21 protein-coding genes and 1 tRNA gene are annotated in these 23,786 nt (G+C 67.1%); 16 read left to right on the top strand and 6 right to left on the bottom strand.

All coding sequences use genetic code 11. From position 1 onward, the window contains the following. Window positions 1-119 precede the first annotated feature (119 nt). Entirely contained in the window at window positions 120-1,724 is a 1,605-nt protein-coding gene (locus RBB34_RS03890; protein ID WP_306117877.1) for an isocitrate lyase, read from the top strand. A 203-nt stretch (window positions 1,725-1,927) separates the two neighbouring features. Here RBB34_RS03890 and RBB34_RS03885 read toward each other — a convergent pair whose 3' ends face one another. Then, window positions 1,928-2,815: an ATP-binding protein gene (locus RBB34_RS03885; RefSeq protein ID WP_306117876.1), complete on the bottom strand. Its 888-nt coding sequence runs from the start codon at window positions 2,813-2,815 to the stop codon at window positions 1,928-1,930. 139 nt (window positions 2,816-2,954) lie between these two features. Here RBB34_RS03885 and yajC point away from each other — a divergent pair, with 139 nt between their 5' ends. The 5 genes from yajC to RBB34_RS03860 all read left to right on the top strand — a co-directional run bounded on the left by yajC (window position 2,955) and on the right by RBB34_RS03860 (window position 8,353). Next, window positions 2,955-3,302 carry a preprotein translocase subunit YajC gene (gene yajC / locus RBB34_RS03880; protein ID WP_306117875.1) on the top strand — a complete coding sequence of 116 codons (348 nt, stop codon included), beginning with the start codon at window positions 2,955-2,957 and terminating at the stop codon, window positions 3,300-3,302. A 100-nt stretch (window positions 3,303-3,402) separates the two neighbouring features. Then, complete coding sequence (gene secDF, locus RBB34_RS03875) at window positions 3,403-5,982, top strand: protein translocase subunit SecDF (protein ID WP_306117874.1); 2,580 nt, start codon at window positions 3,403-3,405, stop codon at window positions 5,980-5,982. A gap of 19 nt (window positions 5,983-6,001) precedes the next feature. Continuing rightward, window positions 6,002-6,400 carry an Mth938-like domain-containing protein gene (locus RBB34_RS03870; RefSeq protein ID WP_306118032.1) on the top strand — a complete coding sequence of 133 codons (399 nt, stop codon included), beginning with the start codon at window positions 6,002-6,004 and terminating at the stop codon, window positions 6,398-6,400. 289 nt (window positions 6,401-6,689) lie between these two features. Next, window positions 6,690-7,529, top strand: a complete 840-nt coding sequence (locus RBB34_RS03865; protein ID WP_306117873.1) for a phytoene/squalene synthase family protein — start codon at window positions 6,690-6,692, stop codon at window positions 7,527-7,529. Between the two features lie 110 nt (window positions 7,530-7,639). Further along, complete coding sequence (locus tag RBB34_RS03860; RefSeq protein ID WP_306117872.1) at window positions 7,640-8,353, top strand: cyclic nucleotide-binding domain-containing protein; 714 nt, start codon at window positions 7,640-7,642, stop codon at window positions 8,351-8,353. Window positions 8,354-8,368: 15 nt separating this feature from the next. Here RBB34_RS03860 and trmFO read toward each other — a convergent pair whose 3' ends face one another. Together trmFO and RBB34_RS03850 are read right to left on the bottom strand one after the other, a co-directional pair. Beyond that, window positions 8,369-9,790 carry a methylenetetrahydrofolate--tRNA-(uracil(54)-C(5))-methyltransferase (FADH(2)-oxidizing) TrmFO gene (gene trmFO / locus RBB34_RS03855; protein WP_306117871.1) on the bottom strand — a complete coding sequence of 474 codons (1,422 nt, stop codon included), beginning with the start codon at window positions 9,788-9,790 and terminating at the stop codon, window positions 8,369-8,371. Between the two features lie 188 nt (window positions 9,791-9,978). Then, a complete protein-coding gene (locus RBB34_RS03850) occupies window positions 9,979-10,122 on the bottom strand; it encodes a DUF1127 domain-containing protein (protein ID WP_306117870.1) in 144 nt (47 codons plus the stop codon). Window positions 10,123-10,332: 210 nt separating this feature from the next. Between RBB34_RS03850 and RBB34_RS03845 the strand changes: the two genes are divergently transcribed. The 4 genes from RBB34_RS03845 to tig all read left to right on the top strand — a co-directional run bounded on the left by RBB34_RS03845 (window position 10,333) and on the right by tig (window position 13,825). Then, window positions 10,333-11,502, top strand: a complete 1,170-nt coding sequence (locus RBB34_RS03845) for a DUF2157 domain-containing protein (RefSeq protein WP_306117869.1) — start codon at window positions 10,333-10,335, stop codon at window positions 11,500-11,502. Continuing rightward, entirely contained in the window at window positions 11,495-12,082 is a 588-nt protein-coding gene (locus RBB34_RS03840) for a GDYXXLXY domain-containing protein (RefSeq protein WP_306117868.1), read from the top strand. The genes RBB34_RS03845 and RBB34_RS03840 overlap by 8 nt, the downstream gene beginning before the upstream one ends. 89 nt (window positions 12,083-12,171) lie before the next feature. Next, window positions 12,172-12,256, top strand: a tRNA-Leu gene (locus tag RBB34_RS03835). An 84-nt stretch (window positions 12,257-12,340) separates the two neighbouring features. Further along, the gene (tig, locus tag RBB34_RS03830; RefSeq protein WP_306117867.1) at window positions 12,341-13,825 is read left to right on the top strand and encodes a trigger factor; all 1,485 of its coding nucleotides are present in this window, start codon (window positions 12,341-12,343) and stop codon (window positions 13,823-13,825) included. A gap of 63 nt (window positions 13,826-13,888) precedes the next feature. Here the strand turns inward: tig and RBB34_RS03825 are convergent, their stop codons facing one another. Next, window positions 13,889-14,089: a hypothetical protein gene (locus RBB34_RS03825; RefSeq protein ID WP_306117866.1), complete on the bottom strand. Its 201-nt coding sequence runs from the start codon at window positions 14,087-14,089 to the stop codon at window positions 13,889-13,891. Between the two features lie 177 nt (window positions 14,090-14,266). Between RBB34_RS03825 and RBB34_RS03820 the strand changes: the two genes are divergently transcribed. Both RBB34_RS03820 and RBB34_RS03815 read left to right on the top strand, forming a co-directional pair. Next, window positions 14,267-14,989 (top strand): SDR family oxidoreductase, encoded by a 723-nt coding sequence (locus RBB34_RS03820; RefSeq protein WP_306117865.1) that lies wholly within the window; start codon window positions 14,267-14,269, stop codon window positions 14,987-14,989. Between the two features lie 8 nt (window positions 14,990-14,997). Then, a complete protein-coding gene (locus RBB34_RS03815; RefSeq protein ID WP_306117864.1) occupies window positions 14,998-16,533 on the top strand; it encodes a cryptochrome/photolyase family protein in 1,536 nt (511 codons plus the stop codon). On the opposite strand, the gene RBB34_RS03810 is transcribed toward RBB34_RS03815, so the two are convergent. After that, the gene (locus tag RBB34_RS03810) at window positions 16,511-17,668 is read right to left on the bottom strand and encodes an FAD-dependent oxidoreductase (RefSeq protein WP_306117863.1); all 1,158 of its coding nucleotides are present in this window, start codon (window positions 17,666-17,668) and stop codon (window positions 16,511-16,513) included. The two genes, RBB34_RS03815 and RBB34_RS03810, sit on opposite strands and share 23 nt — an antisense overlap. On the opposite strand from RBB34_RS03810, the gene mnmD reads away from it, so the two are divergent. Next, window positions 17,668-18,381, top strand: a complete 714-nt coding sequence (gene mnmD, locus RBB34_RS03805) for a tRNA (5-methylaminomethyl-2-thiouridine)(34)-methyltransferase MnmD (protein ID WP_306117862.1) — start codon at window positions 17,668-17,670, stop codon at window positions 18,379-18,381. The two genes, RBB34_RS03810 and mnmD, sit on opposite strands and share 1 nt — an antisense overlap. On the opposite strand, the gene RBB34_RS03800 is transcribed toward mnmD, so the two are convergent. Next, window positions 18,351-19,175: a methyltransferase gene (locus RBB34_RS03800; RefSeq protein WP_306117861.1), complete on the bottom strand. Its 825-nt coding sequence runs from the start codon at window positions 19,173-19,175 to the stop codon at window positions 18,351-18,353. The two genes, mnmD and RBB34_RS03800, sit on opposite strands and share 31 nt — an antisense overlap. Before the next feature lie 138 nt (window positions 19,176-19,313). Between RBB34_RS03800 and RBB34_RS03795 the strand changes: the two genes are divergently transcribed. The 3 genes from RBB34_RS03795 (at window position 19,314) to RBB34_RS03785 (ending at window position 23,785) form a co-directional block, all read left to right on the top strand. Beyond that, the gene (locus RBB34_RS03795; protein ID WP_306117860.1) at window positions 19,314-20,315 is read left to right on the top strand and encodes a hypothetical protein; all 1,002 of its coding nucleotides are present in this window, start codon (window positions 19,314-19,316) and stop codon (window positions 20,313-20,315) included. Between the two features lie 131 nt (window positions 20,316-20,446). Then, the gene (locus RBB34_RS03790) at window positions 20,447-22,459 is read left to right on the top strand and encodes an acetyl/propionyl/methylcrotonyl-CoA carboxylase subunit alpha (RefSeq protein WP_306117859.1); all 2,013 of its coding nucleotides are present in this window, start codon (window positions 20,447-20,449) and stop codon (window positions 22,457-22,459) included. Between the two features lie 75 nt (window positions 22,460-22,534). Next, window positions 22,535-23,785, top strand: a complete 1,251-nt coding sequence (locus tag RBB34_RS03785) for a site-2 protease family protein (RefSeq protein WP_306117858.1) — start codon at window positions 22,535-22,537, stop codon at window positions 23,783-23,785. The last annotated feature ends 1 nt before the right edge of the window (window position 23,786 follow it).

Below are 23,786 nucleotides of genomic sequence, written 5' to 3'. Positions count from 1 at the left end.
AGCCGTCGCAATGGCGGTCCGGCAGCGTGAATGGACGTGGGCGGAGCCGCGCTGTGACAGGCTTTACAGGATTTCGACACGGCGCCCGCACGGCGGGGCCGCCACGCCAGGAGCAGGACATGACCTACCACAATGAAATCCAGACCGCCTCGGAGCTGATCTCCGCCCATGGCCGGCCGTGGGACGGCATCAATCCCGAATATGTCGCCCGCATGCGGCTTCAGAACCGGTTTCGGACCGGCCTCGACATCGCCAGATATACCGCGAAGATCATGCGCCAGGACATGGCTGCCTATGACGCGGACCCGGCCAAGTACACCCAGTCGCTGGGCTGCTGGCACGGCTTCATCGGCCAGCAGAAGATGATTTCCATCAAGAAGCATTTCGGCTCGACCAGGGGCCGCTATCTTTATCTTTCGGGCTGGATGGTCGCCGCGCTGCGCTCGGAATTCGGCCCGCTGCCCGACCAGTCCATGCACGAAAAGACCTCCGTTCCCGCGCTCATCGAGGAGCTCTATACCTTCCTCAAGCAGGCCGATGCGCGCGAACTTGGCGGTCTTTTCAGCGAGCTCGACGCTGCGCGCGATGGCGGCGACGAGGTGACCGCGGCGGCCGTGCAGAAGAAGATCGACAATTTCGAGACCCACATCGTGCCGATCATCGCCGACATCGATGCCGGCTTCGGCAACGAGGAGGCGACCTATCTTCTGGCCAAGAAGATGATCGAGGCGGGCGCCTGTGCGCTGCAGATCGAAAACCAGGTGTCCGACGAAAAGCAGTGCGGCCACCAGGACGGCAAGGTCACCGTGCCCCATGCCGAGTTCCTCGCCAAGGTGCGCGCCTGCCGCTACGCCTTCCTGGAGCTGGGCGTCGATGACGGCATCATCGTCACGCGGACCGATTCGCTCGGCGCCGGCCTGACCAAGCAGATCGCCGTGTCCAACGCGCCGGGCGATCTGGGCGACCGGTACAATGCCTTTCTCGACTGCGAGGACGTGTCCGAAGCCGAGATCGGCAATGGCGACGTGCTGATCCGTCGCGATGGCAAGCTGATGCGCCCCAAGCGCCTGCCGAGCGGCCTGTTCCAGTTCAAGAAGGGCTCCGGCAAGGACCGGGTGGTGCTCGACTGCGTCACCTCGCTGCGCAACGGCGCCGACCTTTTGTGGATCGAGACCGAAAAGCCGCATATCGGCCAGATCGCCGAAATGGTGAACGCCATTCGCGCGCAGGTGCCGAACGCCAAGCTGGTCTACAACAACTCGCCATCCTTCAACTGGACGCTCAATTTCCGCCAGCAGGTCTATGACGCCTGGGTCGAAGCCGGCAAGGACGTCACCAGCTACGACCGCGACCGGCTGATGAGTGCCGATTATGACGACAGCGATCTGGCCGCCGAGGCCGATGAGCGCATCCGCACCTTCCAGGCCGACGCGGCGCGCCAGGCCGGCATCTTCCATCACCTGATCACGCTGCCCACCTATCATACCGCGGCGCTTTCGACCGACAATCTGGCCCGCGAATATTTCGGCGAAGCGGGGATGCTGGGCTATGTGGCGGGCGTTCAGCGCCGCGAAATCCGCGAAGGGATCGCCTGCGTCAGGCACCAGAACATGGCCGGCTCGGACATGGGCGACGACCACAAGGAGTATTTCTCCGGCGATGCGGCGCTCAAGGCCGGCGGCACCGAAAACACGATGAACCAGTTCGCCGTCCCGGCGGAGTGATCTGCACCTTGGCTCACCTCCCCCTTGAGGGGAGGTCGGCCACTGGCGAGTGCAAACGAGACAGAGCCGGGTGGGGGTAATGGAGTGGCCGATGCGCCTCTTCGGTACCCCCACCCGCGCGACCGTCGCAGGCTCGGTCTCGCGCGCCTCCCCTCAAGTGGGAGGCAATCGCAAACCCTTCTCCCCGCACACGGGGAGAAGGGCTACCCCTCCAGCCGCTTGCCCAGGCGACCGGCCAGATCGGTGATGAACTGCCAGGCGACGCGCCCGGAGCGGCCGCCGCGCGTCGTTGCCCATTCAAGCGCGTCGCGGCGCAGTTGCTCGGGCTCGACGTCGAGCCCGTAATGGGCGACATAGCCGTCCACCATCGCCAGGTAATCGTCCTGGCTGCATTTGTGGAAACCCAGCCACAGGCCGAACCGGTCCGACAGCGACACCTTCTCCTCGACCGCCTCTGACGGGTTGATCGCCGTCGAACGCTCGTTTTCGATCATGTCGCGTGGCAGAAGATGCCGCCGGTTCGAGGTCGCATAGAAGATCACGTTTTCGGGCCGACCCTCGACACCGCCGTCAAGGGCCGCCTTCAGCGACTTGTATGACGTATCGTCCTGGTCGAAGGACAGATCGTCGCAGAACACGATGAACCGGTACGGCGCATCGCGCACGATCCCGAGCAGCCGGGGCAGGGCGTCGATGTCCTCGCGGTGGATCTCGATCAGCTTGAGCGGCCCGCGCCCGTTCGACGCCTGTGCGTTGACCGCGCCATGGGCCGCCTTGACGAGCGAGGATTTGCCCATCCCCCGCGCACCCCACAGCAGCACGTTGTTGGCCGGAAGGCCCGCCGCAAAGCGCGTGGTGTTGTCGATCAGGATGTCGCGCACCCGGTCGACACCGCGGATGAGTCCGATCTCGATGCGGTTGATCCGGGCGACGGCAACGAGCGCGCCCGCCTCCGCATTCCACAAAAAGCACTCGGCCGCATCGAAATCGGGCAGTGGCGCGGGCGGCGGTGCCAGCCGGTCCATCGCCGCGATCAGCCGGTCGAGCTTTGCGTTCAGCGCTGCCAGCGCGCCAGCGTCTTCGGTCGCCATCGGCTCGGCCCCTGCGTAGGATCGGCGCGCGCGATGGCGCCGGCCGACCCTTCTTTGGTTGCATCGGCGCTTTGCCTGACTATATTCGCCGCAAATTTCAAGGTCCCCTTCCGGGATATCGGTTCTCAAGGAGTTGTGCATGTTTGTGACACCGGCGTTTGCTCAAGCGGGTGGCGCCGCGGGCGGTCCGTCTCTCATCATGAGTCTGCTGCCCTTCATCCTGATCTTCGTGATCATGTACTTTCTGATCATCCGCCCGCAGCGCCAGCAGATGAAGAAGCGCGAGGAAATGCTCGGTGCGATCCGCCGCAACGACACCATCGTCACCGGTGGCGGCGTGGTCGGCAAGGTCACCAAGGTGTTCGAGGACAACGAACTGGAAGTGGAGATCGCCCAGGGCACCAAGGTGCGCGTCGTGCGCTCCATGGTCGCCGATGTGCGCGTGAAGGGCGAACCGGTCGCGGCCAACGACGCCAAGAAGGCGTAGGACCGGACTTCGATAGCGCGCCGATTGCCACAATGGCGCGCTATGTTAAACGCGCGGTGCCGGCCGGCCCGCGCCTGACCGATTGCGGACGTGACCTGACATGCTCTATTTCGCCCCCTGGAAGACGGCCCTGATCTGGCTGACCGTAGCGGTCGGGATCGCCTTCGCGCTGCCCAACCTTTATCCGCAGTCGGTGCGCGACAGCCTGCCCGAGGTCATTCCCAACGACACGCTGGCGCTCGGGCTCGACCTTCAGGGCGGGGTGCACCTGCAGCTCATGCTCGACCGCGAGGATCTGGTCGCCCAGCGCCTGGAGAGCGTCGGCGACGAGGTGCGGCGGCTCTTGCGCGCCGAGGGCATCGGCTATACAGGGCTGTCCGGCCAGGGTCAGCGGGTCAGCTTCCGGCTGCGCGATCCCGGCGAGGCGGAGGCCGCGCGCGAAGCGCTGGCCGACCTGCTCGCGCCGGTCTCGACCGGCGTTCTGACCGGCGGCACGATCCGCGAGGTCACGCTCGACGAGGGCGCCGACGGCCGGTTCGAACTGACCATCACCGACCAGGGCCTCGACTACCGCATGGCGAGCGCGGTCAGCCAGACCGTCGAGGTCATTCGCGGCCGCATCGACGAACTGGGCACCACGGAACCGATCATCCAGCGCCAGGGCACCGATCGCATCATCGTGCAGGTGCCCGGGCTCGACGACCCGCAGCGCCTCAAGGACCTGATCGGCACCACCGCACGCCTGACCTTCCAGATGGTCGACGCGACGACCCCGGTCGAAGAAGCGCTCGACGGCCGTCCGCCGGTCGGCACCGAGGTGCTCTATTCGACCGACGATCCGCCAATTCCCTATCTGCTGGAAACCCGCGAAATCGTCACCGGCGAGAACCTGGAGGACGCCCAGGCCGGCTTCGACCAGCGCACCAACGAACCGATCGTCACCTTCCGTTTCGACGGCACCGGCGCCCAGCGCTTCGGCCGCGCCACCCAGGAGAATGTCGGCCGGCCCTTTGCCATCGTCCTTGACGATCAGGTGATCTCGGCGCCTGTGATCCGCGAGCCGATCCTGGGCGGTTCGGGCCAGATCTCAGGCAACTTCACCATCGAGGGCGCCAACGATCTGGCGATCCTGCTGCGCGCCGGCGCGCTGCCGCTCAAGCCGACCTTCGTCGAGGAGCGCACGGTCGGCCCCAGCCTTGGCGCCGACTCCGTCGCCGCCGGCGAGATCGCCGGGCTGATCGGCGCGTTTCTCGTCGTCGGCTTCATGTTCGTTGCCTATGGTTTCCTGGGCGTGATCGCCAATCTGGCGCTCTTGATCAACATCACGCTGGTCCTGGGCGCGCTGTCCGGGCTCGGCGCCACGCTGACCTTGCCGGGCATTGCCGGCATCGTGCTCACGGTGGGCATGGCGGTCGATTCCAACGTGCTGATCTTCGAGCGCATCCGCGAGGAGCGCCTTGGCGGGCGAAGTCTGATCCAGGCGATCGACGCCGGCTTCCAGCGCGCCTTCACGACCATTGTCGATGCCAATGTGACCACGCTGATCGCCGCGGTGATCCTGTTCTATCTCGGCTCGGGGCCGATCCGCGGCTTCGCCGTCACGCTCGCCATCGGCATCGTGACGACGGTGTTCACCGCCTTCATCCTGACGCGCTGGATGATGGCGTTCTGGCTCAAGCGCCGCAAGCCCAAGGAATTGCCGCTCGGCCTTGGCAGGCATTTGCGCCCGGACACCAAGATCAGGTTCATGTGGCTGCGCCGCTACACCTTCACCGCTTCGGCGGCGGTCGTCGTCGCCTCCATGGCGCTGTTCGCCACGGTCAACATGAACCTTGGCATCGATTTCAAGGGCGGCTCGCTGATCGAGGTGCAGTCGCAGGCCGACACCGCCGATATCGGCGAGATCCGCACGGCGCTGTCGGGGCTCAATCTTGGCGACGTGCAGGTGCAGGGCTTTGGCTCGGAACGCGATGTCCTGATCCGCATCGAAAGCCAGGATGGCGGCGATACCGCCGAGCAGAGCGCCGTCACCAAGGTGCGCGCCGCGCTCGAGGAGGATTACGACATACGCCGCGTCGAGGTGGTGGGGCCGACGGTGTCGGGCGAACTGGCGACCGCCGGCACCATCGCGGTGCTCGCCGCGCTGGCCGCGATTCTGGTCTATATCTGGCTGCGCTTTGAGTGGCAGTTCGCGCTCGGCGCGATCATCGCCACCACCCATGACGTGCTGCTGACGATCGGCATGTTCGTGATCACCGGGCTCGAGTTCAACCTGTCCAGTATCGCCGCGATCCTGACCATTGTCGGCTATTCGCTCAACGACACGGTGGTCGTCTATGACCGCGTGCGCGAGAATCTGCGACGATACAAGAAGATGCCGATTCCCGAACTGCTCGACATGTCGATGAACCAGACCCTGCCGCGCACCATATTGACCTCGGTGACGACGCTGCTGGCCCTGTCGGCGCTGTTCGTCTTCGGCGGCGAGGTGCTGCGCTCGTTCGTATCGGCGATGATCTTCGGCGTGGTGATCGGCACCTATTCCTCGATCTTCGTGGCCGCGCCGATCCTGATCATGTTCCGCCTGCGCCCCGGCGCCCTGTCGCAGGGGGACGACGAGGCCAAAAAGGAGAAGGCGGCGACGGCCAACACCGCCCCCGTCGACATGGACACGGCGTAGGCGCGCCGTGGCCCGCACCATCCGCGCCGGCATCGAGATCCGCGACGCGCACTATCCGGGCCGCGCGCCGATCGACGCCTATGGCAATGGCGGCTTCCGCTTCGCCGACATGTCGCACAGGGGCTCGGTGATCGTCCTGCCCTCGGGCATTCACGGCTGGGACGTCGCCCGCTTCGAGGACATCGACGAGGCAAGCCTGGCGCCGGTCTTCGATCAGTCCGGCGGCATCGAACTGCTGCTGGTCGGCTGCGGCGAGGATCTGCGGGTTCTGCCCCGGCCGCTGCGCGAAGCGCTCAACGGACACGGCGTTGCGGTCGAGTCGATGGCGACCGGCGCCGCGGTGCGCACATTCAACGTGCTGCTTGCCGAGGACCGGCAGGTCGCCGCCGCGCTGATCGCGGTGGAGGATGCGCGGTAGAGTGCGCCCCGCCTCCCTCGCCCCGCTTGCGGGGAGAGGGATGTGAGGCTTGTGAGCGCAAGCGAACCAGCCGCAACTGGGTGAGGGGCATTTCCTGCAATCGCGCCCCCTCATCCAACTGTGACATCAACGCAGCTTCGCTTCGATGTGTCTCGTATCCTTCTCCCCGCTGGGAGAAGGAAGCCGCTGAACATCCGACACGGCCCGACCGATCGAGCAAGACAAACCGGCTGAGGCCCTCTGCACCACCCCACTGGCCAACCTCGCCCGCCAGTGCCATATCGCCCCCATGGGCGACACCTCCGGCAATCTTCTGGGACAGTTGCGCGCGGCCGATCGCGAGCGCTACCTTTCGGTGCTTTTTGCGCCCGAGGACAAGCGCGAGGCGCTGGCCGCGCTGTTCCTGTTCAACGCCGAGATCGCGCGCATCCGGGACATTGTCTCCGAGCCGCTGCCCGGCGAGATCCGCCTGCAATGGTGGCGCGAGGTGATCGACGGCGACCGGGCCGAGGAGGCCGGTCACCACCCGGTCGCTGCGCCGCTTCTTAAGACCATCAACCGCTTTGACCTGCCCGCCGCCACCTTCGACAACATGCTCGAAGCGCGCATCTTCGATCTCTATGACGACCCCATGCCCGCGCGCACCGATCTTGAGGGCTATCTCGGCGAGACGGGCTCGGCGCTGATCCAGATGGCCTGCCAGATCCTCAATGGCGGCGCGGTGCCCCCCACCGCCGATCCGGCTGGCCATGCCGGCGTCGCCTACGGCATCGCCAACCTGATCCGCCAGATGCCGGTGCACCGCGCGCGCGGCCAGGTCTATCTGCCCGGGGACCTGCTGTCGGCGGCCGGCTTCGACGCGAGCCATTGGCTCGCCGGCGACGATGACGATGCCGCCGCCACGGCGACGAGCGCCTTCGTCGCACTCGGCCGCCAGCATCTGCGCCAGGCCAGGAACGCCCTTGCATCGGTCGACAGGACCCTGCGCCCGCCCTTTTCCGTGCTTGGCGTCGCCGACGCGGTGTTCGATGCGGCCGAACGCGCAGGGGCCGGCGCAAGTACCCGGCCGGTGACGATCTCGCCGGTGCGCGCGCAGTGGCGCATCACACGCTTTGCGCTTTCCCGATGATGATATGAAGGCCCGTCACGCCGGCTCGGCGGGCCCGGCGGTCGTGATGCTTGGCGGCCGGCAGGGCGTGCCATATGGTGGTGCGCGCCATCGCAGCAAAGGGAGGAGCCGTGACGCCATGGATCCCCGAAACCGTGGCCGTCTACCAGATGGTCGGCCTGTTCGGCGTGGCGCTGCATGTCGGCGCCTATGCTGCGCTGCAATTGGGGGCGGTGCGCGGCAACGGCTACACCTATCCGACCGTCATCATAGCCGCCGCCTGCTGCATGCTGCTGAGCCTGTGGCGCGATTTCAACCTCGCTTCGGCCGTGATCCAGTGCTTCTTCATAACGATCTCGCTGCTCGGCCTGACCCGGCGCTTCATCCTCGACCGCCGCGTCCGCTTTTCCGCTGACGAAAAGGCGCTGCTGGCCAGCAAGTTCGCCGACCTGCCAAGGCACGCGGCCCGCCGGCTCTTCGACGCCGGCCACTGGATCGATGTCGAACCGGGCAGCGTGCTGGCGACCGAGGACCAGCCGGTGGCGAACCTGTTGTACCTCAAACAGGGGCGCGCCGACGTCATTTCGGGGGGCAAGCGCATCGGCGAATGCCTGCCCGGGACCTTCATTGGCGAGGTAACCGCACTGACCGGCACGCCGGCCACCGCGACCGTCGTCGCCGCGACCGCCGCGACCGTCTTTGCCATCGATGCGGATCGCCTGCGCCGGCTGACCGGGCGCGACCGTGAACTGCGCAACGTGGTCGGCCAGGCCTTCGCCGCCGACATGCGGGCCAAGCTGCACCTGTCGAACCGCGCACAGGCCGCCCGTCCTTCACCCGAATGAGGCGCCGCGGACCGGCTACTCCGCCGCTTCCAGCGCGCCGGTTCCCAGCCAGGCGCGGCAATCGGCAAGCGCCCGCGCTGTCAGCGCGCGTTTCTTGGCCAGCGCCTTGTCCTTGCCGCGGAACCGGCCGGTAAAGCCGTCGGGCTTGCGCATCGCCCCCTCGGGCGGCGGCGGAAACAGGCCGAAATTGATGTTCATGGGCTGAAAGGAGCGCTTGCCCGGCTCGTCCTCGGCGACCAGATGGCCGCCCGTGATATGCGCCAGCAGCGCGCCGAAGGCCGTCGTCTGGGGCGGCGGTTCGACCGGCTGGCCCGTCTTCTGCGCCGCCGCGAAGCGCCCGGCAAGAAGTCCGATCGCCGCCGATTCCACATAGCCCTCGCAGCCGGTGATCTGTCCGGCAAAGCGGATATCGGGCCGCGATCGCAGCGAAAGGTCGGGCCCGAGCAGGACCGGCGAGTTCAGATAGGTGTTGCGGTGCAGCCCGCCCAGCCGGGCGAATTCGGCGTTTTCCAGCCCCGGTATGCGCCGGAAGATGTCCTTTTGCGCGCCATAGCGCAGCTTGGTCTGGAAGCCGACCATGTTGTAGAGCGTGCCCAGCGCGTTGTCCTGGCGCAGCTGCACGACGGCATAAGGCTTTTCGTCGGGCTTGTGCGCGTTCGTCAGTCCCATCGGCTTCATCGGGCCGTGGCGCAGCGTCTCGCGCCCGCGCGCGGCCATCACCTCGATCGGCAGGCAGCCGTCGAAATAGGGCGTGCCCTCGAAGTCCTTGAAATCGGTCGTCTCGCCGCCGAGCAGCGCGTCGATGAAGGCCTCGTACTGCGCCTTGTCCATCGGGCAGTTCAGGTAATCCTTGCCGGTGCCGCCGGGCCCCGTCTTGTCGTAGCGCGACTGGAACCAGGCGATGTCGGTGTCGACCGTGTCGGCATAAACGATCGGCGCGATCGCATCGAAGAATGCCAGTGCGTCCTGGCCGGTTTCTGCGGCGATGGCCTCGGCCAGCGCCGGCGCGGTCAGCGGACCGGTGGCGATGATCGTCGAGCCCCATTGCGCTGGCGGCAGGCCGGTCACCTCTTCGCGGACCACGGTGATGAGCGGGTGGGCCGCAATGGCCTCGGTCACCTGCCGGGCGAAGCCGTCGCGGTCGACGGCCAGCGCCGAGCCGGCCGGCACCTGGTTGGCGTCCCCGCTCGCCATGATCAGCGAGCCGGCCAGCCGCAATTCGGCATGCAGAAGGCCCACCGCGTTCAGTTCGGCATCGTCGGAGCGAAACGAATTCGAGCACACCAGTTCGGCCAGCGCGTCGGTCTTGTGCACCTGGGTGCCGCGAACCCCGCGCATTTCGTGCAGCACCACCGGTACGCCCTGGCGCGCGATCTGCCAGGCCGCTTCCGAACCGGCCAGGCCGCCGCCGACAACATGAATGGGAGCATCGCTCATGGCGCGAAACTAGCGCACGGCCCGGAGGCCGGCAACACGTCTCCCGCGCCCCTGTCGGACACAAAAAAACACCTGCCGGGGAGGACGGCAGGTGTTCCATGAGAAGGTGCGGCCGGGAGGAAGCCGCTCCCCTTCATCGTCGCGCCGGCCCGGGAGGAGGAAGGCCGGCGGACGAATTCCATCGGTATTCAGCGCACCGAGCGGCGGGCGATTTCGGCGATGTCGCCGCGTGCAATACCCAGATCGTCGAGCTCGCGCGTCGAAAGACGGCTCAACTCGTTGTAGGTCTTGCGTGCCTTGCGCCACTGGGCGAACGAGCGTGTCAGGTTCATGGCGTTGTCCTTTCCGTTGACTTCCGGTGTGATCCGGTTTGTTGTTCGTTGCGAGCCCGATATAGGCCCGCCCGGTGCCGCTGATAACCGCGATTTGTGCATGGCATCCATGCATATTTTGCATTGCACAATTCCGCCCTGTTGGTAACCGGTCCGTAACATGGCGTGATTGCGTAAACCGTTGAGAAAAAGGCATTAATCCGGTCCGGCATGGCGAGCTATCTGGAAAACCAGATCAAGGACTGGCAGCGCCGCGGCGTCGTTTCCGATGACGTCGCGCAAACCCTTCTTGACGACGTGCGCGGTTCGCTCTCGGTGGCGACCGAAAGGCCGGCCCGGCGCTTTTCCTTTCTGCGGATCGTGGCCGGTTTCGCCGCGCTTTCGTTTGCCGCGGCGATCCTGATGTTCATCTCGGCCAACTGGGAGGCCATCCCGCGGCTTGCACGCGTGGCTGGCGTCATGGTGCTGATCGGCGCCGGTCTGGTTGGCGGGGCGGTGGTGCGCCTGCGCGATCATGGCCGGCATCTGCGCCTTGAGGAGGCATTCTATTTCGTCGGCGGCGCGGCCTATGTCGGCGGTGTCGCCCTGGTCGGCCAGATGTACCATTTGCCCGGCGATGTCGGCCAGGCCATGCTTGGCTTCGCCGCCGGGCTGGGCCTTGCCGCGCTGTGCGTGCGCAGCCATGTGCTCGCCCTTTTCGCGCTGGGCGCGGCCGCCTGGTGGTATCTGGAAACGCCGGAGCCCGACAATCTGCTCACGCCGGTCTTCGCCGGGTTTGCGCTGTTCTGCGCGGCCGGCTACGGGCTCGGCACGCTGATGGCCGCGCGGTGGGTCAGGTGGGCCGCCATTGCCGCCTTCGTGGTCGGACTTCTGCCCTTTGCCGGCGCGGTGATCGAGGCCGTCATCGACGCCTATGACGGCCTGCCCGATGCGATCCGGCTGGCGATCTGGCTGATCGCGCTGGCGCTCGCGGTGGCGGTGCTGTGGGCCGAACGGGTCGCCCCTGGCCGCCTTCGCGGCGTGCCGGGCCTGCGCCGGCCGCGTGCCGGTGCCGCGTTCGGCCTCGGCGTCTTCGCCCTTTTCGCGCTGCATACCGAGGCCGGCGACCTGCTGCCGCTGATCGTCGTCGGCCCGATGACGCTGGCCTTCGCCCTGTTTGCCCTTTTCGCCCATGGCGCCCGTTCGCGGCCGATCCGCTATGCCGGCTATGTGCTGTTCGTGGGCGAGACCCTGTTCCTTTATGCCGAAACGGTCGCCACGCTGCTCGGCACCGCCGGCTTCTTCTTCGCCGTCGGCCTGACGCTGACGGCGATCGCGCTTGTGATCTATGTCGCCGAACGGCGCTTCCGTTCCGCCCGCCGGGAGCATGACCATGGCTGAGCGTGCCGCATCCACCAAACGCTTCGTGCTGCCCGGCGCACTGATCGCCACGCTCGCCCTGTGCGCCATGCTGGCATGGATGATCGCGGATCGCGCCCGCATTCTTCGCCAGGGGCAGGAGGTCGTGCTCAGGACCGCGCCGGTCGACCCGCGCGACCTGCTGCGCGGGCGCTATGTCCGGCTCGGCTATGAGGCCGCCAGCATCGAGGGCCCGGCGCTCGACCCGCTGCGTGCGGCGCTCGAGGGCGTGGATGCGCAACGCGACCTGACGGTCTATGTCAGCGTCGAGGCGGGGCCGGATGGCGTATTCGAACCGGTGCGCGTATCGCTCGAACCGCCGCCGGGCGGTGTCTTCTTGCGGGGCACCGCGAACTATGCCAGCGCGCAGACGGTCAATTTGTCCGTCGATTACGGCATCGACCGGTTCTACACCAACGAGCATCGCGCGCCCGAGCTTGAAACGAACATGCGCGATGGCCAGCTTACCGAAGTGGTGCTCGCCGTCGACGCGACCGGCACCGCCCAGATCAAGGCGCTGCGCCAGGGCGGCGAGGTGATCGTCACCGAACCGCTCTATTGACCGGTGAGCGCGGTGCTTTTTCGTTTGAACCGCCCGGTCAGGGTGGTATAGAGCGCGCCACTGGCGGCATGCTCCGGTATGTCCCGCGTGCGGATATGGCGGAACTGGTAGACGCGCCGGATTTAGGTTCCGGTGCCGCAAGGCGTGGGGGTTCGACTCCCTCTATCCGCACCAATTCGCCATCCAGCGAGGTCGAGATCAAGGGCGCGATCGGTTGGCCATGACGGGCCCCGCGCCGGCAGACATGAAGGTTTGAACATGCAGGTCACCGAAACCCTCAATGAAGGGCTCAAGCGCGAAATCAAGGTCGTCGTTCCCAGGACCGACCTTCAGGCGAAGCTGACCGACCGGCTGCACGACGCCAAGCCGCGCGTGCGCCTGAACGGCTTCCGCCCGGGCAAGGTGCCGGTCAGCCATCTGCGGCGGATGTATGGCAAGTCGTTCATGGCCGAGATCGTCAACGAGATCATCAAGGACACGCCCGGTTCGGTGCTCGCCGACCGAGGCGAACGTTCGGCCACCCCGCCCGAAATCGACATGACCGAGGACGAGAGCGAGGCCGAAAAGGTGCTCGAGGGCGAGAGCGATTTCGAGTTCTCGCTGAAATACGAGGTGATGCCGCCGATCGAGATCAAGGACTATTCGTCGATCAAGATCACCCGCCCGGTCGTCGAGATCGCCGACGAGGAGGTCGAGGAGCAGGTCATGCGCGTCGCCCAGTCGGCGGCCGAATGGTCCGAAAAGGACGGCAAGGCGGCCGATGGCGACCGCGTGACCATGAACTATCTGGGCAAGATCGACGGCGAGGCGTTCGAGGGCGGCGCCGACGAGGGCGCGCAGATCGTGCTCGGCTCGGGCCAGTTCATTCCCGGCTTCGAGGAACAGCTCGTCGGCGTCAAGGCCGGTGACGACGTGACCGTGACCGTCAGCTTTCCCGAAGATTACCAGGCCGCCCACCTGGCCGGCAAGCAAGCGGTCTTCGAGGTCAATGTCGTCAAGGTCGAGAAGGCGGAGCCGATCGAGCTCAATGACGAACTGGCCGAAAAGCTCGGCATCGAGAGCATCGAGCGCCTGCGCACCATCATCCGCGAGCAGATCGAGGGCCAGTACGGCAACATGACCCGTCAGAAGGTCAAGCGCCAGCTGCTCGATGCGCTCGACGAGATGTACCGGTTCGAAAGCCCCGAAAAGCTGGTCGAGACCGAGTTCAACAACATCTGGTCGCAGATCACGCGCGAACTCGAGCAGGCCGGCCGGACCTTCGAGGACGAGGACACCACCGAGGACCAGGCGCGGCAGGAATACCGCAAGCTCGCCGAGCGGCGCGTGCGGCTCGGGCTGGTGCTGTCGCGGATCGGCGAGGAAGCCGGCGTCGAGGTAACCGAAACCGAGATGCAGCAGGCGGTCATGTCCCATGTGCGCCAGTATCCCGGCCAGGAGCGCCAGATCTACGAGTTCTTCCAGAACAACCCCGATGCGGTGGCCAATCTGCGCGCCCCGATCTTCGAGGAGAAGACCGTCGATCACCTGCTCACCGAGGTGGACGTCACCGACAAGACCGTCAGCAAGGAAGAGCTGATGGCCGATGACGAGGAGGACGAGGCGGCCAAGGCGGATTCGAACACGTCCGAAGAGAAGAAGGCCGCCCCGAAGAAGCAGGCGGGCAAGAAGGCGACGGCTTCCGCCAAGGGCAAGACCGACGAGGAAGTCACCGACAAGGATCAGACCGACAAGGCCGGCTGAACGACCCGTTCGGCGAACCGAAAAGGAGGCCGGTGCCCAGCGCCGGCCTTTTCGTTTGCGGGCTCACAAGACGAGGTCGACGACAATGAGCGCGGCGAGCACCGTGACCATGAACACCGCCAGCAGTCTCGTGCTCGGAAAGCGCCGCTCGCGCACCCATGTCAACGCGATGTAGACCACCGTGGCGACGGCGAGCGACAAGAGCGTTTGAGAGTCGATGGGCATCGCCGCGCGCTGGCTGATCCTGGGTATGGACAGACCCATCATTGCGGCCTTGGTTTCGGCAATGCGCCGTGACCCGAACCAGGTTCGGCCGCATCGCCGCGCGCAAACCGCGCGCCGATCTTTGCCTTGACCTTCCGCATCGCCCGCTAGGTCGCACCGGAGTGCGCGGTTCGTCGGATCGTCCCCGACCCGGCGCCCGAGCAAGAAGGAAGGAATTTGGGCATGTATTTGATCTACGGCGCCAATGGCGGCATCGGCTCCGCCATCGCCCGCGAGCTCGTTCGCTCCGGCCACGCGGTGCATCTGGTCGGGCGCAACGGCCAGGCTCTGCAGGAGCTCGCGGCCGAACTGGGGGTCGCGCACAGCGTCGCCGACGTCAACGACCCCTCGGCTGTCGCCACGGCGGCGGCCGCGGGCGGCGATGACATTGCCGGGCTGGTCTATGCCGTCGGCACGATCAATCTCAAGCCGTTCGGCCGGCTCACCGATGACGACTACCTGGCAGACTTTGGGTTGAACGCGCTCGGCGCCGCGCGCGTCATTCGGGCGTCGGTCGACGCGCTGAAGGCCGGCGAGGGCGGTTCGGTCGTGCTGTTCTCGACCGTCGCGGTCGCCCAGGGTTTCGCGGCCCACGCTTCGGTCGCCATGGCCAAGGGCGCGGTCGAGGGGCTGACGCGCTCGCTGGGGGCCGAGCTTGCCCCCCATGTGCGCGTGAACGCCATCGCGCCGAGCCTGACCGACACGCCGCTTGCCAAGCCGATGACACGGTCGGGCCAGATGGCCGAAGCGATCGCCGGCATGCATGCCATTCCGCGCCTTGGCGCGCCCGCCGACATTGCCGGACTGGCCCGCCTGCTGCTGACCGACCAGGGCGCCTGGATCACCGGCCAGGTGATCGGTGTCGATGGCGGCCGGTCGACGCTGCGCACCAAGGGCTGAGCGCGGTCATGGCGCGCGCGCTGCGCTTCATTCTGGGCGATCAGCTCTCGCGCGACATCGCCACGCTGCGCGATGCCGATCGCGACGGCGATATCGTGTTGATGTGCGAGGTCGACGACGAGGCGACCTATGTGCGCCATCACAAGAAGAAGATCGCCTTCATCTTTGCGGCCATGCGCCATTATGCGGACGATCTGCGCAATGACGGTTTCGAGGTCGACTACCGGCAGCTCGACGATCCCGATCATCGCGTCAGCTCGTTCACACAGGCGCTGCGGCAGGCGGTCGAGCGCCATGGGCCCGACCGCGTGGTCGTCACGGAGCCGGGCGAATGGCGCGTTCTGCAGATGATGAAGGACTGGCAGCGCGAACTCGACGTCGACGTCGAAATCCGCACCGACGACCGCTTCATCGCGACGCGCGACGATTTCGCCGCATGGGCAAAGGGCCGCAAGTCGCTGCGCATGGAGACCTTCTATCGTCGGATGCGCCGCCGTACCGGCTTTCTGATGGAAGGCGGGGAGCCCGCCGGAAGCCGCTGGAATTTCGATCGGGACAACCGGGCGCCGCCGGCCGACGGCCTGTCTTTTCCGGACCGGCCCCACTGGTCGGTCGACGAGACCACGCAGCAGGTCCTCGATCTGGTCGCAGCGCGCTTTGGCGATCACTTCGGCGACCTTGAGCCCTTTGCCTATCCGGTCACGCGCCGGCAGGCGACGCGCTATCTCAACTGGTTCGTCACCCATGCGCTGGCCGATTTCGGCGCCTATCAGGACGCGATGATGAGCGATGAGGCCTTGATGTATCACTCGCATCTGTCCGCGCTCCTCAATGTCGGCCTGCTCGATCCGCGCGAATGCTGCGACAAGGCCGAGGCCGCCTGGCGCGCGGGCGCCGCGCCGCTCAACTCGGTCGAGGGGTTCATCCGCCAGATCATTGGCTGGCGCGAGTTTGTGCGCGGCATCTACTGGCTGAACATGCCCGGCTATGGCGAGGCCAACGCGCTTGCGGCGACGCGCGAACTGCCGCAATGGTTCTGGACCGGCCAGACGCACATGAAGTGTTTGCGCCAGGCCATTGGGCAAACGCGACAAAACGCCTATGCCCACCACATCCAGCGGCTCATGGTGATCGGCAATTTCGCGCTCCTGGCCGGCCTCGATCCGCGCCAGGTCCAGGAGTGGTTTCTGATCGTCTATCACGATGCCTATGAATGGGTGGAAATGCCCAATGTGGTCGGCATGGCACTGTTCGCCGACGGCGGCCTTTTCGCCACCAAGCCCTATGCGTCGTCGGGCGCTTACATAGACCGCATGTCCGATTATTGCGGCGGCTGTCGGTACAGCGTCAACAGGAAGGCCGGGCCGAAAGCGTGCCCGTTCAATTACCTTTACTGGAACTTCCTGATCGAGAACCGCCAGCGCTTTGCCGGCAATCGGCGCATGGCCATGATGTACGGCACGCTCGACCGGATGAAGGACGAAAGAAAGGACGCGATACGGGCCGATAGTGCGCGCTTCTTCAAGCGGATCGAGGAGGCGTGAGTGACGTCTCCCTCAGCCGGCTTTCGGGCAGGAACGCCGCGGGCAGAGCCTGCGGGGGCGGCTCGCCGGCGGCAAGGGCGACGGCCGCCTCGGCCATCAGATGGGCGATGGCGAATGTGATCTTGAACCCGCCCGTCGCGAGCACGAGGCGCGCGCGGCCGGGCAGGGGGCCGACAAGCGGCTCGCGGCCCGCCGCGCGCGGCCTGACGCCGGCCCAGCGCTCGGCGATGCGCGCCCCGTCCAGCGCCGGGCACAACGCGCTGGCCTTGTCGATCAGCGCGTCGAGCTGGCTGTCGGTCGTCTCCGGCGCGGCGTAGCTGTCCTCGGACGTCGAGCCCACCGCCACATGCCCGCTGTCGTGGGCGATCACGTAAACGCCCCGGTCGAACAGGATCGGCAGGCCCGGATCGACCGGCGCAGCCGGCGCCAGCAGCGCCCCCTGGCCCTTGACGCCGCGCCCGATGCGGTGCGGATCGGCCGGATCGACCAGTGGGAAGCTGCCCGTGCCGGCGGCCAGGATCGTCGCGCCCGGGGCGAGCACAGCGCCATCGAAAAGCCCGATTTCATCGGCGACATCAATCGCTTCGGCCTGTTCCTTGATTCGGATCTTCGGCATGGCGGAGACCGCCGCGCCGAGCGCGCCGACGAGCCCGCGCGGGTACAGGCGTGCCGCCAGCGTATCGCGGTTGCAGCCATGGACGGGCACCGTGTCGGCCAGCCAGCCCGGTGCCGGATTGCCCTCCAGGACGGTCCAGTCGAGGCCCTCCGGCCAGTTCCGGCGCGCCCCATAGGCCCATTGCGCGCTCTGGCGCCGTTTTTCGGCATGCGCGATCGGCATCAGCCGGCCGACGCGGCGATAGCCGCAGTCAACACCGGTTGCGCGCTCGAGGTCGGCGATCCGACCGGGCAGCGACAACAGGCCGTCGAGCTGGAATTGCTTCTTGGCGTTCCAGCCGACCGGCTGGTGCGGCATGAGGGCGCCGAGCACGCCGCCGCTTGCGCCCGCGCCGCATTTGCGCTTTTCGATCAGCGTCACGGTGGCGCCGCGCCGGGCGGCGATCAGCGCGCACCACAGCCCGACCACGCCGGCGCCGATGACGGCGATATCGGGCGTATGCGGGCGAAGGGCGGACAATGGACGAACCCACGGAAGACGGACTGGACTGGATCGACGGCGATATGCCGTTTTCGACGCGCTTTGGCGACCATTTTTATGCGCGCGAGGACGGCCGCGCCGAGACCGCCCATGTGTTCGTCGGTCACAACCGGCTGGCCGAACGCTGGGCGGTTGGCGGCGATTTCGTGATCGCCGAACTGGGATTCGGCACCGGGCTCAACCTGCTGGAGACCTGGCGCCAATGGCGGATTGCGCGCCGGGCCGGCCAGCGCCTGCGCTTTGTCTCCTTTGAAGCCTATCCCATGGCGGCCGGCGACATCCGCCGCGCCATCGGCCGCTGGCCGGACCTTGCGCCGCTGTGCGAGGTGCTGCTGTCACACTGGCCGCCCCTTTCGGACCAACCGCACACACTTGCGCTGGACGCGTGGACCGAACTGACGCTCCTCACCGGCGAAGCGGGGAGGACCGTGCCGGCCTGGCGGGACAGGGCCGATGCCTGGTATCTTGACGGCTTCGCGCCGGCACGCAATCCCGAAATGTGGTCGGCCGAACTGATGAGCGCGGTGTTCGGGCGCACCCGCCCGGGCGGCACGTTCGCGACCTACACGGCCGCGGGCTGGGTGCGTCGCAACCTTGAGGGCGCCGGCTTTGCCGTGGAGAAGGTCCCCGGCCACGGCGCCAAGCGCGCCATGCTGCGCGGCTACCGACCGCGCGCGGCGACCACCAGATAGCCGGCAATCGGCGCGCCCTGCTCGCTGCGCACGGTGATCGGCGCCAGGTGCTCAATCGAGGCGAAGCCGGCGCGCGCGCACATCGCCTGAAGATAGTGCGGCCCATGCGCGAACCGCTGATGCGGCGTGATGGCCCATGCCGCGCTCTCATGGTCAAGGCCGGGCAGCGTCTCGGCGGAAAAGACCAGCCGCGCGTCCGCTGCCGCATTGGCGCCGACGCCGTCGAACAGCGGCTCGAGCGCGCCGAAATAGGGCAGAACGTCGGTGGCGACGATCAGGTCGAACGGCGCATGTTCCCGATCGTCGCCGCGCGCCCATTCGGTTAGGAAATGCACCGCCTCGTTGACATAGAGCGCGTCATAAGCCGCGCGTTCGTCGGCCTTGTCGACCATCTCCGGCGAGATGTCGACGCCCGTGGCATGCGCGCACATCTCCATCAGCATCAGCCCCGCAAGCCCGGTGCCGCAGCCCAGATCGAGCATGCGGCGATAGGGGCCGGGCGCGTTGTCGGCCAGCCATTGCGCCGCCTGCATCGGCACCGCATAGCCGAGCGCGCCGGTCAGGATGTCGTCGAAGCGTTCGGCATGCTGGTCGAACAGCGTGGCGACATAGGCGTCAGGCGCCTTGTCGGGCGCTTGTGCCGCGCCCATCGAGGCCAGGCGCATCGCCGCGCCGCACCGATCTTCGGCATCGAGGGCCAGACAGCGCCGGTAGAGCCGGGCGGCCTGATCGATGCGGCCGGCCTTTTCGTGCCGGAGGGCGGCCTCATAGGCCTGGGCCAATGCGTCGGCCATCGGCTGTGTCCTTCCTGTGGCGGCGGGAAAGCGGGCAACCCGGCCTTAACCATGCCGTTTAGGGCAAATTCAAGCCGGCCGGCCTATTCTGGCACGGTTCAACGGGCACGCATATGCCCCACGGTGCGGAGAAAGACGATGGGTGAACTGGTCCTGAAGGCGCCGATGTCCGGAATGGTCGCGCGCAATCGCATCACCGAGGCGGACGTGCTGACCCTGCGCCTTGAGGTCTTCGGCGACGGCGTCGTCAGCCGGGCCGAGGCCGAGGCCCTGTTCGCGCTCGACCGGTCCTGCCGCGACCGGGCGCCCGAATGGGTTACGTTCTTCGTCGAGGCCTTGACCGACTATCTCGTCAATCAGGAGCCGCCTCGGGGCTATATTTCCGAGCACAATGCCGACTGGTTGATCAGGGCGATCGCGACCGACGGCGTGGTCGATACGCGCACCGAGGTCGAATTGCTGGTCAATGTGATGGAAAAGGCGCGCTCCATGCCGGCCGAACTGAGCGCCTTCGCGCTGCGCCAGATCGCCCATGTGGTCGTCACCGGCCAGGGCCCGCTGGCCGGCGGCCGGATGGCGCGGCCGGGCGTGGTCACCGCCGACGACGTGGCGATGCTGCGCCGCATTCTCTACGCCTTTGGCGGCGACGGCCATGCCGGCATTTCGCGCCAGGAGGCCGAGGTGCTGTTCGAGATCAACGATGCGACCGTCGAAGCCGACAACGATCCGGCCTGGTCGGATCTGTTCGTCAAGGCGATCGGCTTTTCGCTGATGGCCGCCACGCGGCACGTGCCGGTGGACCGCAAGCAGGCACTGCGCCGCCAGGCCTGGCTCGACGACACTTCGGTCGATGTCGCCGGCTTCTTCTCGCGCGTCTTCGCCGGCGGTCTTCGCGGCTATGTCGACGCCGTCACCGGCAAGGGCGGCCTGGAGGAAGGCTGGCGCCGGTCGAACGAGGCCTTCGAAGCGGCGAACGCCGCCGCCGAGGTGATCGATGCCCGGGAGGCCGAGTGGATCGCCGAGCGGATCGGTCGCGACGGCATCCTGCACGAGAACGAAAAGGCGCTGCTGCGCTTTCTGAAGGCCGAATCGCCCGACCTGCATCCCTCGCTGGCGCCATTGATGGACAAGGTCGCCTGATCCGCGTGGCCGGACCCGCGCCCGCGCCCGGTGCCGCCGTGCGGCCCATAGGCCGAACAGGTGATTGCCCTGCCACGCGTTTTCGCTAACAAGGCCGGGACAAGAACCATAGCAAGACGGGCGAGCCGGCCATGTTCGACAAGATCCTGATCGCCAATCGCGGCGAGATCGCCTGCCGCGTCATCAAGACGGCGCGGCGCATGGGCATCGCGACGGTGGCGGTTCATTCGGACGCCGACAGCGAGGCCCTGCACGTACAGATGGCCGACGAGGCGGTGCGGATCGGCCCGCCGCCGGCCGCCGAGAGCTATCTGAGCATCGAAGCGATCATCGAGGCCGCCAAGACAACGGGGGCGCAGGCCGTCCATCCCGGCTATGGCTTCCTGTCAGAACGCGCCGCCTTCTGCCAGGCACTGGAAGCGGCGGGAGTCGTCTTCATCGGTCCCGGCGCCAGCGCCATCGAGGCGATGGGCGACAAGATCACCTCCAAGAAGATCGCCGCAAAGGCCGGCGTGTCCACCGTGCCGGGCCATATGGGCCTGATCGCCGATGCCGACGAGGCCGCGCTTATCGCCGACCGGATCGGCTATCCGGTGATGATCAAGGCCTCGGCCGGCGGCGGCGGCAAGGGCATGCGCATCGCCTGGACCGAGGCGGAGGCGCGCGACGGCTTTGCGCGGTCGAAATCGGAGGCCGGATCGAGTTTCGGCGACGATCGCATCTTCATCGAGAAGTTCGTCGAGGAGCCGCGCCATATCGAGATCCAGGTGCTCGCCGACGCCCACGGCAACTGCATCCATCTTGGCGAGCGCGAATGCTCGATCCAGCGGCGCAACCAGAAGGTGATCGAGGAGGCGCCCTCGCCGTTCCTCGATGAGGAAACGCGCGCGGCGATGGGTGCGCAGGCCGTCGCGCTGGCAAGGGCCGTCGACTATCGCAGCGCCGGCACGGTGGAGTTCATCGTCGACAAGGACCGCAACTTCTATTTTCTCGAGATGAACACGCGGCTGCAGGTCGAGCATCCGGTGACCGAACTGGTCACCGGCCTCGACCTGGCCGAGCAGATGATCCGTATCGCTGCCGGCGAGAAGCTGGCGCTGGCGCAGGACGATGTCGGGCTCGAAGGCTGGGCGATCGAAAGCCGCGTCTATGCCGAGGACCCGATGCGCGGCTTCCTGCCCTCGATCGGCCGGCTGACCCGCTATCAGCCGCCGGCCGAGCGCTGCGAAGACGCGCTCGTCGTGCGCAACGATACCGGCGTGTTCGCCGGCGCCGAAATTCCCATGTTCTACGATCCGATGATCGCCAAGCTGTGCACCTGGGCGCCGACGCGTCCGGCGGCGATCGAGGCGATGTCGGAGGCGCTGGACGGTTTCGTCATCGACGGGATTGCCCACAACATGCCGTTTCTGGCTTCGCTCATGGCCCATCCGCGCTGGCGGGACGGGTGTCTGACGACGGCCTTCATCGCAGAGGAATATCCCGACGGCTTCGCCCCGCCCGCGCCCGATGCCCAGGCGCAGCGCATTGTGGCGGCGATCGCGGTGACCATCGAGATCATCCGCAAGGACCGGCTCGACCGCCATGCCGGGCGCATCGCGCCCCATTCGGGCCGCATCCGCTCGCGCTGGGTGGCGAAACTGGACACGGCGTGGCTCGATGTCGCCATTGCCGATCCGGTGCTTGGCGAGCGCACGAGCATGCATGTCACCGTCGGCGACATGCCGCCGTTCGCCGTATCGACCGACTTTCGCCTCGGCGATCCGCTCTGGCGGGGCGAGGTCGGCGGCCGCGCCGTCACCGCCCAGATCCGCCCCAGGGCCAATGGCTGCCGCATCGACTGGCGCGGCCATGGCCTCGACGTGCACGTCCTGCCCCCGCATGTCGCCGACCTGGCCTCGCTGATGCCCGAAAAGGCGGTCGCCGACACCTCGCGCGCGCTTGTGTGCCCGATGCCGGGCCTTGTCGTCTCCCTTCATGTCGAGGCGGGCCAGAAGGTTCAGGCCGGCGACACGCTCGCCGTCATCGAGGCGATGAAGATGGAGAACGTCCTGCGCGCCGAACGTGACGCCACCGTCACCGCGATCCATGCGCGGGCCGGCGACAGCCTGGCCGTCGACGCGGTGATCATGGAGTTCGAATAGCCGCCGCACCGTGGGCCGGCAACACTCTCGCAACGGTTCGGGGTTAGGATTGGCCCCCTGCAAGCGGAGCCCGCCGTGTTCATCCTTTTCGGTCTTGCCCTGACCGTTGGCCTGATCTGGTTCGTCATGGCGGCGCCGCTCGGCCGGCGCTCGGTGGGCGCGAGCGTGCTCGTCGATTGCGCCGCCGAACGCGTCTGGCGGGCGCTTTACCCCTTCGGCGCCGATGCGGGCTGGAACGGGGCCATCGCCCATGTCCGGCCGCTGGACGGCGATGCGCGAACCGGCCGGATCGTCACCGCCCATGAGGGCCGCGACGGCAAGCCGATCGAACGTGATTTCGCCCTTGAAGACGTCGTGGCGCCGCATGGGTTCCGGATGCGTTATACCGCCGACAGCGCCCTCGACCAGAGCCACTGGCGCAACCATCGCTACGAGGTGGCGATCGCGCCGCTGCCGGGCGGGCGCTGCCGCGTCATGCTGTGCGAGACCGACACCTACCGGGGTGCCGCCTTCTTCGTGTTTCGCTTCTTCGCGCTGCGGCGCATGGCCGGCAAGCTGAAGATCTGGGCCGAAACGGGCCGCTTCGTCAAGGGCGGCGTCTTCGAGCGTCCGTCGACCCAACTGGCCATGGCCGGCGTGTCGGCGCTTCTGTTGTGGCCACTGTTCGGGCTCGATGCGTTCGGCCTGTTCCTGTCGGCGACGCTTACCGCGGTTGTCGCGCTGCACGAACTGGGCCACATGGCCGCCTTCCGCCTGATGGGCCATCGCAGCGCGCGGATGATCTTCATTCCCGTGCTCGGCGGGCTGGCGCTCGGCGGCCGGCCCTATGACACGCGTTTCGAGGTCGGTTTCGCCGCGCTCATGGGCGCGGGCTTCTCGGCCTTCCTGGCCGCCACGCTGATGGCCGCGCACAGCCTCCTTGCCGCGGGGCTCGAACCGCTCCATGCCCGGGCATTGGTCGTCATCGCGCTCATCTGCGCGCTGTTCAACCTGGGCAACCTGGCGCCGGTGTGGAAATTCGATGGCGGGCAGGTGATCCGCCAACTCTTTGCCTCAAGGCTCGGCCAGGGCGTGGCCGCCTCGACCCTGCTCATCTGCATGGTCGCCACGGGCATCGCGCTCGGCGTGCCGCTGCATCTGATGCTGGTCGCAGGCCTCGTCATCGCGGTGCTCAGCGTGATGACCGCCGGCAATGGCGTCAGGCCGAAGCGCCCGCTGACGGCGATGAGCGGCGCCGAACGCGTGGCCATTGCCGCAGGTCTTGCGGCGGTGTCCCTCACGCACGCCGCGGTGCTGGTCTGGAGCGTCGGCCTGCTCTTCGCCTGAC

The sequence above is a fragment of the Roseitalea sp. MMSF_3546 genome (genome assembly GCF_030732865.1).
In the GTDB taxonomy this organism is placed as follows: Bacteria; Pseudomonadota; Alphaproteobacteria; order Rhizobiales; family Rhizobiaceae; genus Roseitalea.
Note: the sequence above shows the minus strand (reverse complement) of the source record. Positions and strands in the feature narration are given on the sequence as shown.

Coding starts and splice junctions, on each gene's coding strand:
- RBB34_RS03790 (WP_306117859.1), top strand. CDS start 20,447: ATGTTCGACAAGATCCTGATCGCCAATCGCGGCGAGATCGCCTGCCGC.
- yajC (WP_306117875.1), top strand. CDS start 2,955: ATGTTTGTGACACCGGCGTTTGCTCAAGCGGGTGGCGCCGCGGGCGGT.
- RBB34_RS03800 (WP_306117861.1), bottom strand. CDS start 19,175: ATGGCCGACGCATTGGCCCAGGCCTATGAGGCCGCCCTCCGGCACGAA.
- RBB34_RS03850 (WP_306117870.1), bottom strand. CDS start 10,122: ATGAACCTGACACGCTCGTTCGCCCAGTGGCGCAAGGCACGCAAGACC.
- RBB34_RS03815 (WP_306117864.1), top strand. CDS start 14,998: ATGGCGCGCGCGCTGCGCTTCATTCTGGGCGATCAGCTCTCGCGCGAC.
- RBB34_RS03845 (WP_306117869.1), top strand. CDS start 10,333: ATGGCGAGCTATCTGGAAAACCAGATCAAGGACTGGCAGCGCCGCGGC.
- secDF (WP_306117874.1), top strand. CDS start 3,403: ATGCTCTATTTCGCCCCCTGGAAGACGGCCCTGATCTGGCTGACCGTA.
- RBB34_RS03890 (WP_306117877.1), top strand. CDS start 120: ATGACCTACCACAATGAAATCCAGACCGCCTCGGAGCTGATCTCCGCC.
- RBB34_RS03840 (WP_306117868.1), top strand. CDS start 11,495: ATGGCTGAGCGTGCCGCATCCACCAAACGCTTCGTGCTGCCCGGCGCA.
- RBB34_RS03795 (WP_306117860.1), top strand. CDS start 19,314: ATGGGTGAACTGGTCCTGAAGGCGCCGATGTCCGGAATGGTCGCGCGC.
- mnmD (WP_306117862.1), top strand. CDS start 17,668: ATGGACGAACCCACGGAAGACGGACTGGACTGGATCGACGGCGATATG.
- tig (WP_306117867.1), top strand. CDS start 12,341: ATGCAGGTCACCGAAACCCTCAATGAAGGGCTCAAGCGCGAAATCAAG.
- trmFO (WP_306117871.1), bottom strand. CDS start 9,790: ATGAGCGATGCTCCCATTCATGTTGTCGGCGGCGGCCTGGCCGGTTCG.
- RBB34_RS03885 (WP_306117876.1), bottom strand. CDS start 2,815: ATGGCGACCGAAGACGCTGGCGCGCTGGCAGCGCTGAACGCAAAGCTC.
- RBB34_RS03825 (WP_306117866.1), bottom strand. CDS start 14,089: ATGGGTCTGTCCATACCCAGGATCAGCCAGCGCGCGGCGATGCCCATC.
- RBB34_RS03865 (WP_306117873.1), top strand. CDS start 6,690: ATGGGCGACACCTCCGGCAATCTTCTGGGACAGTTGCGCGCGGCCGAT.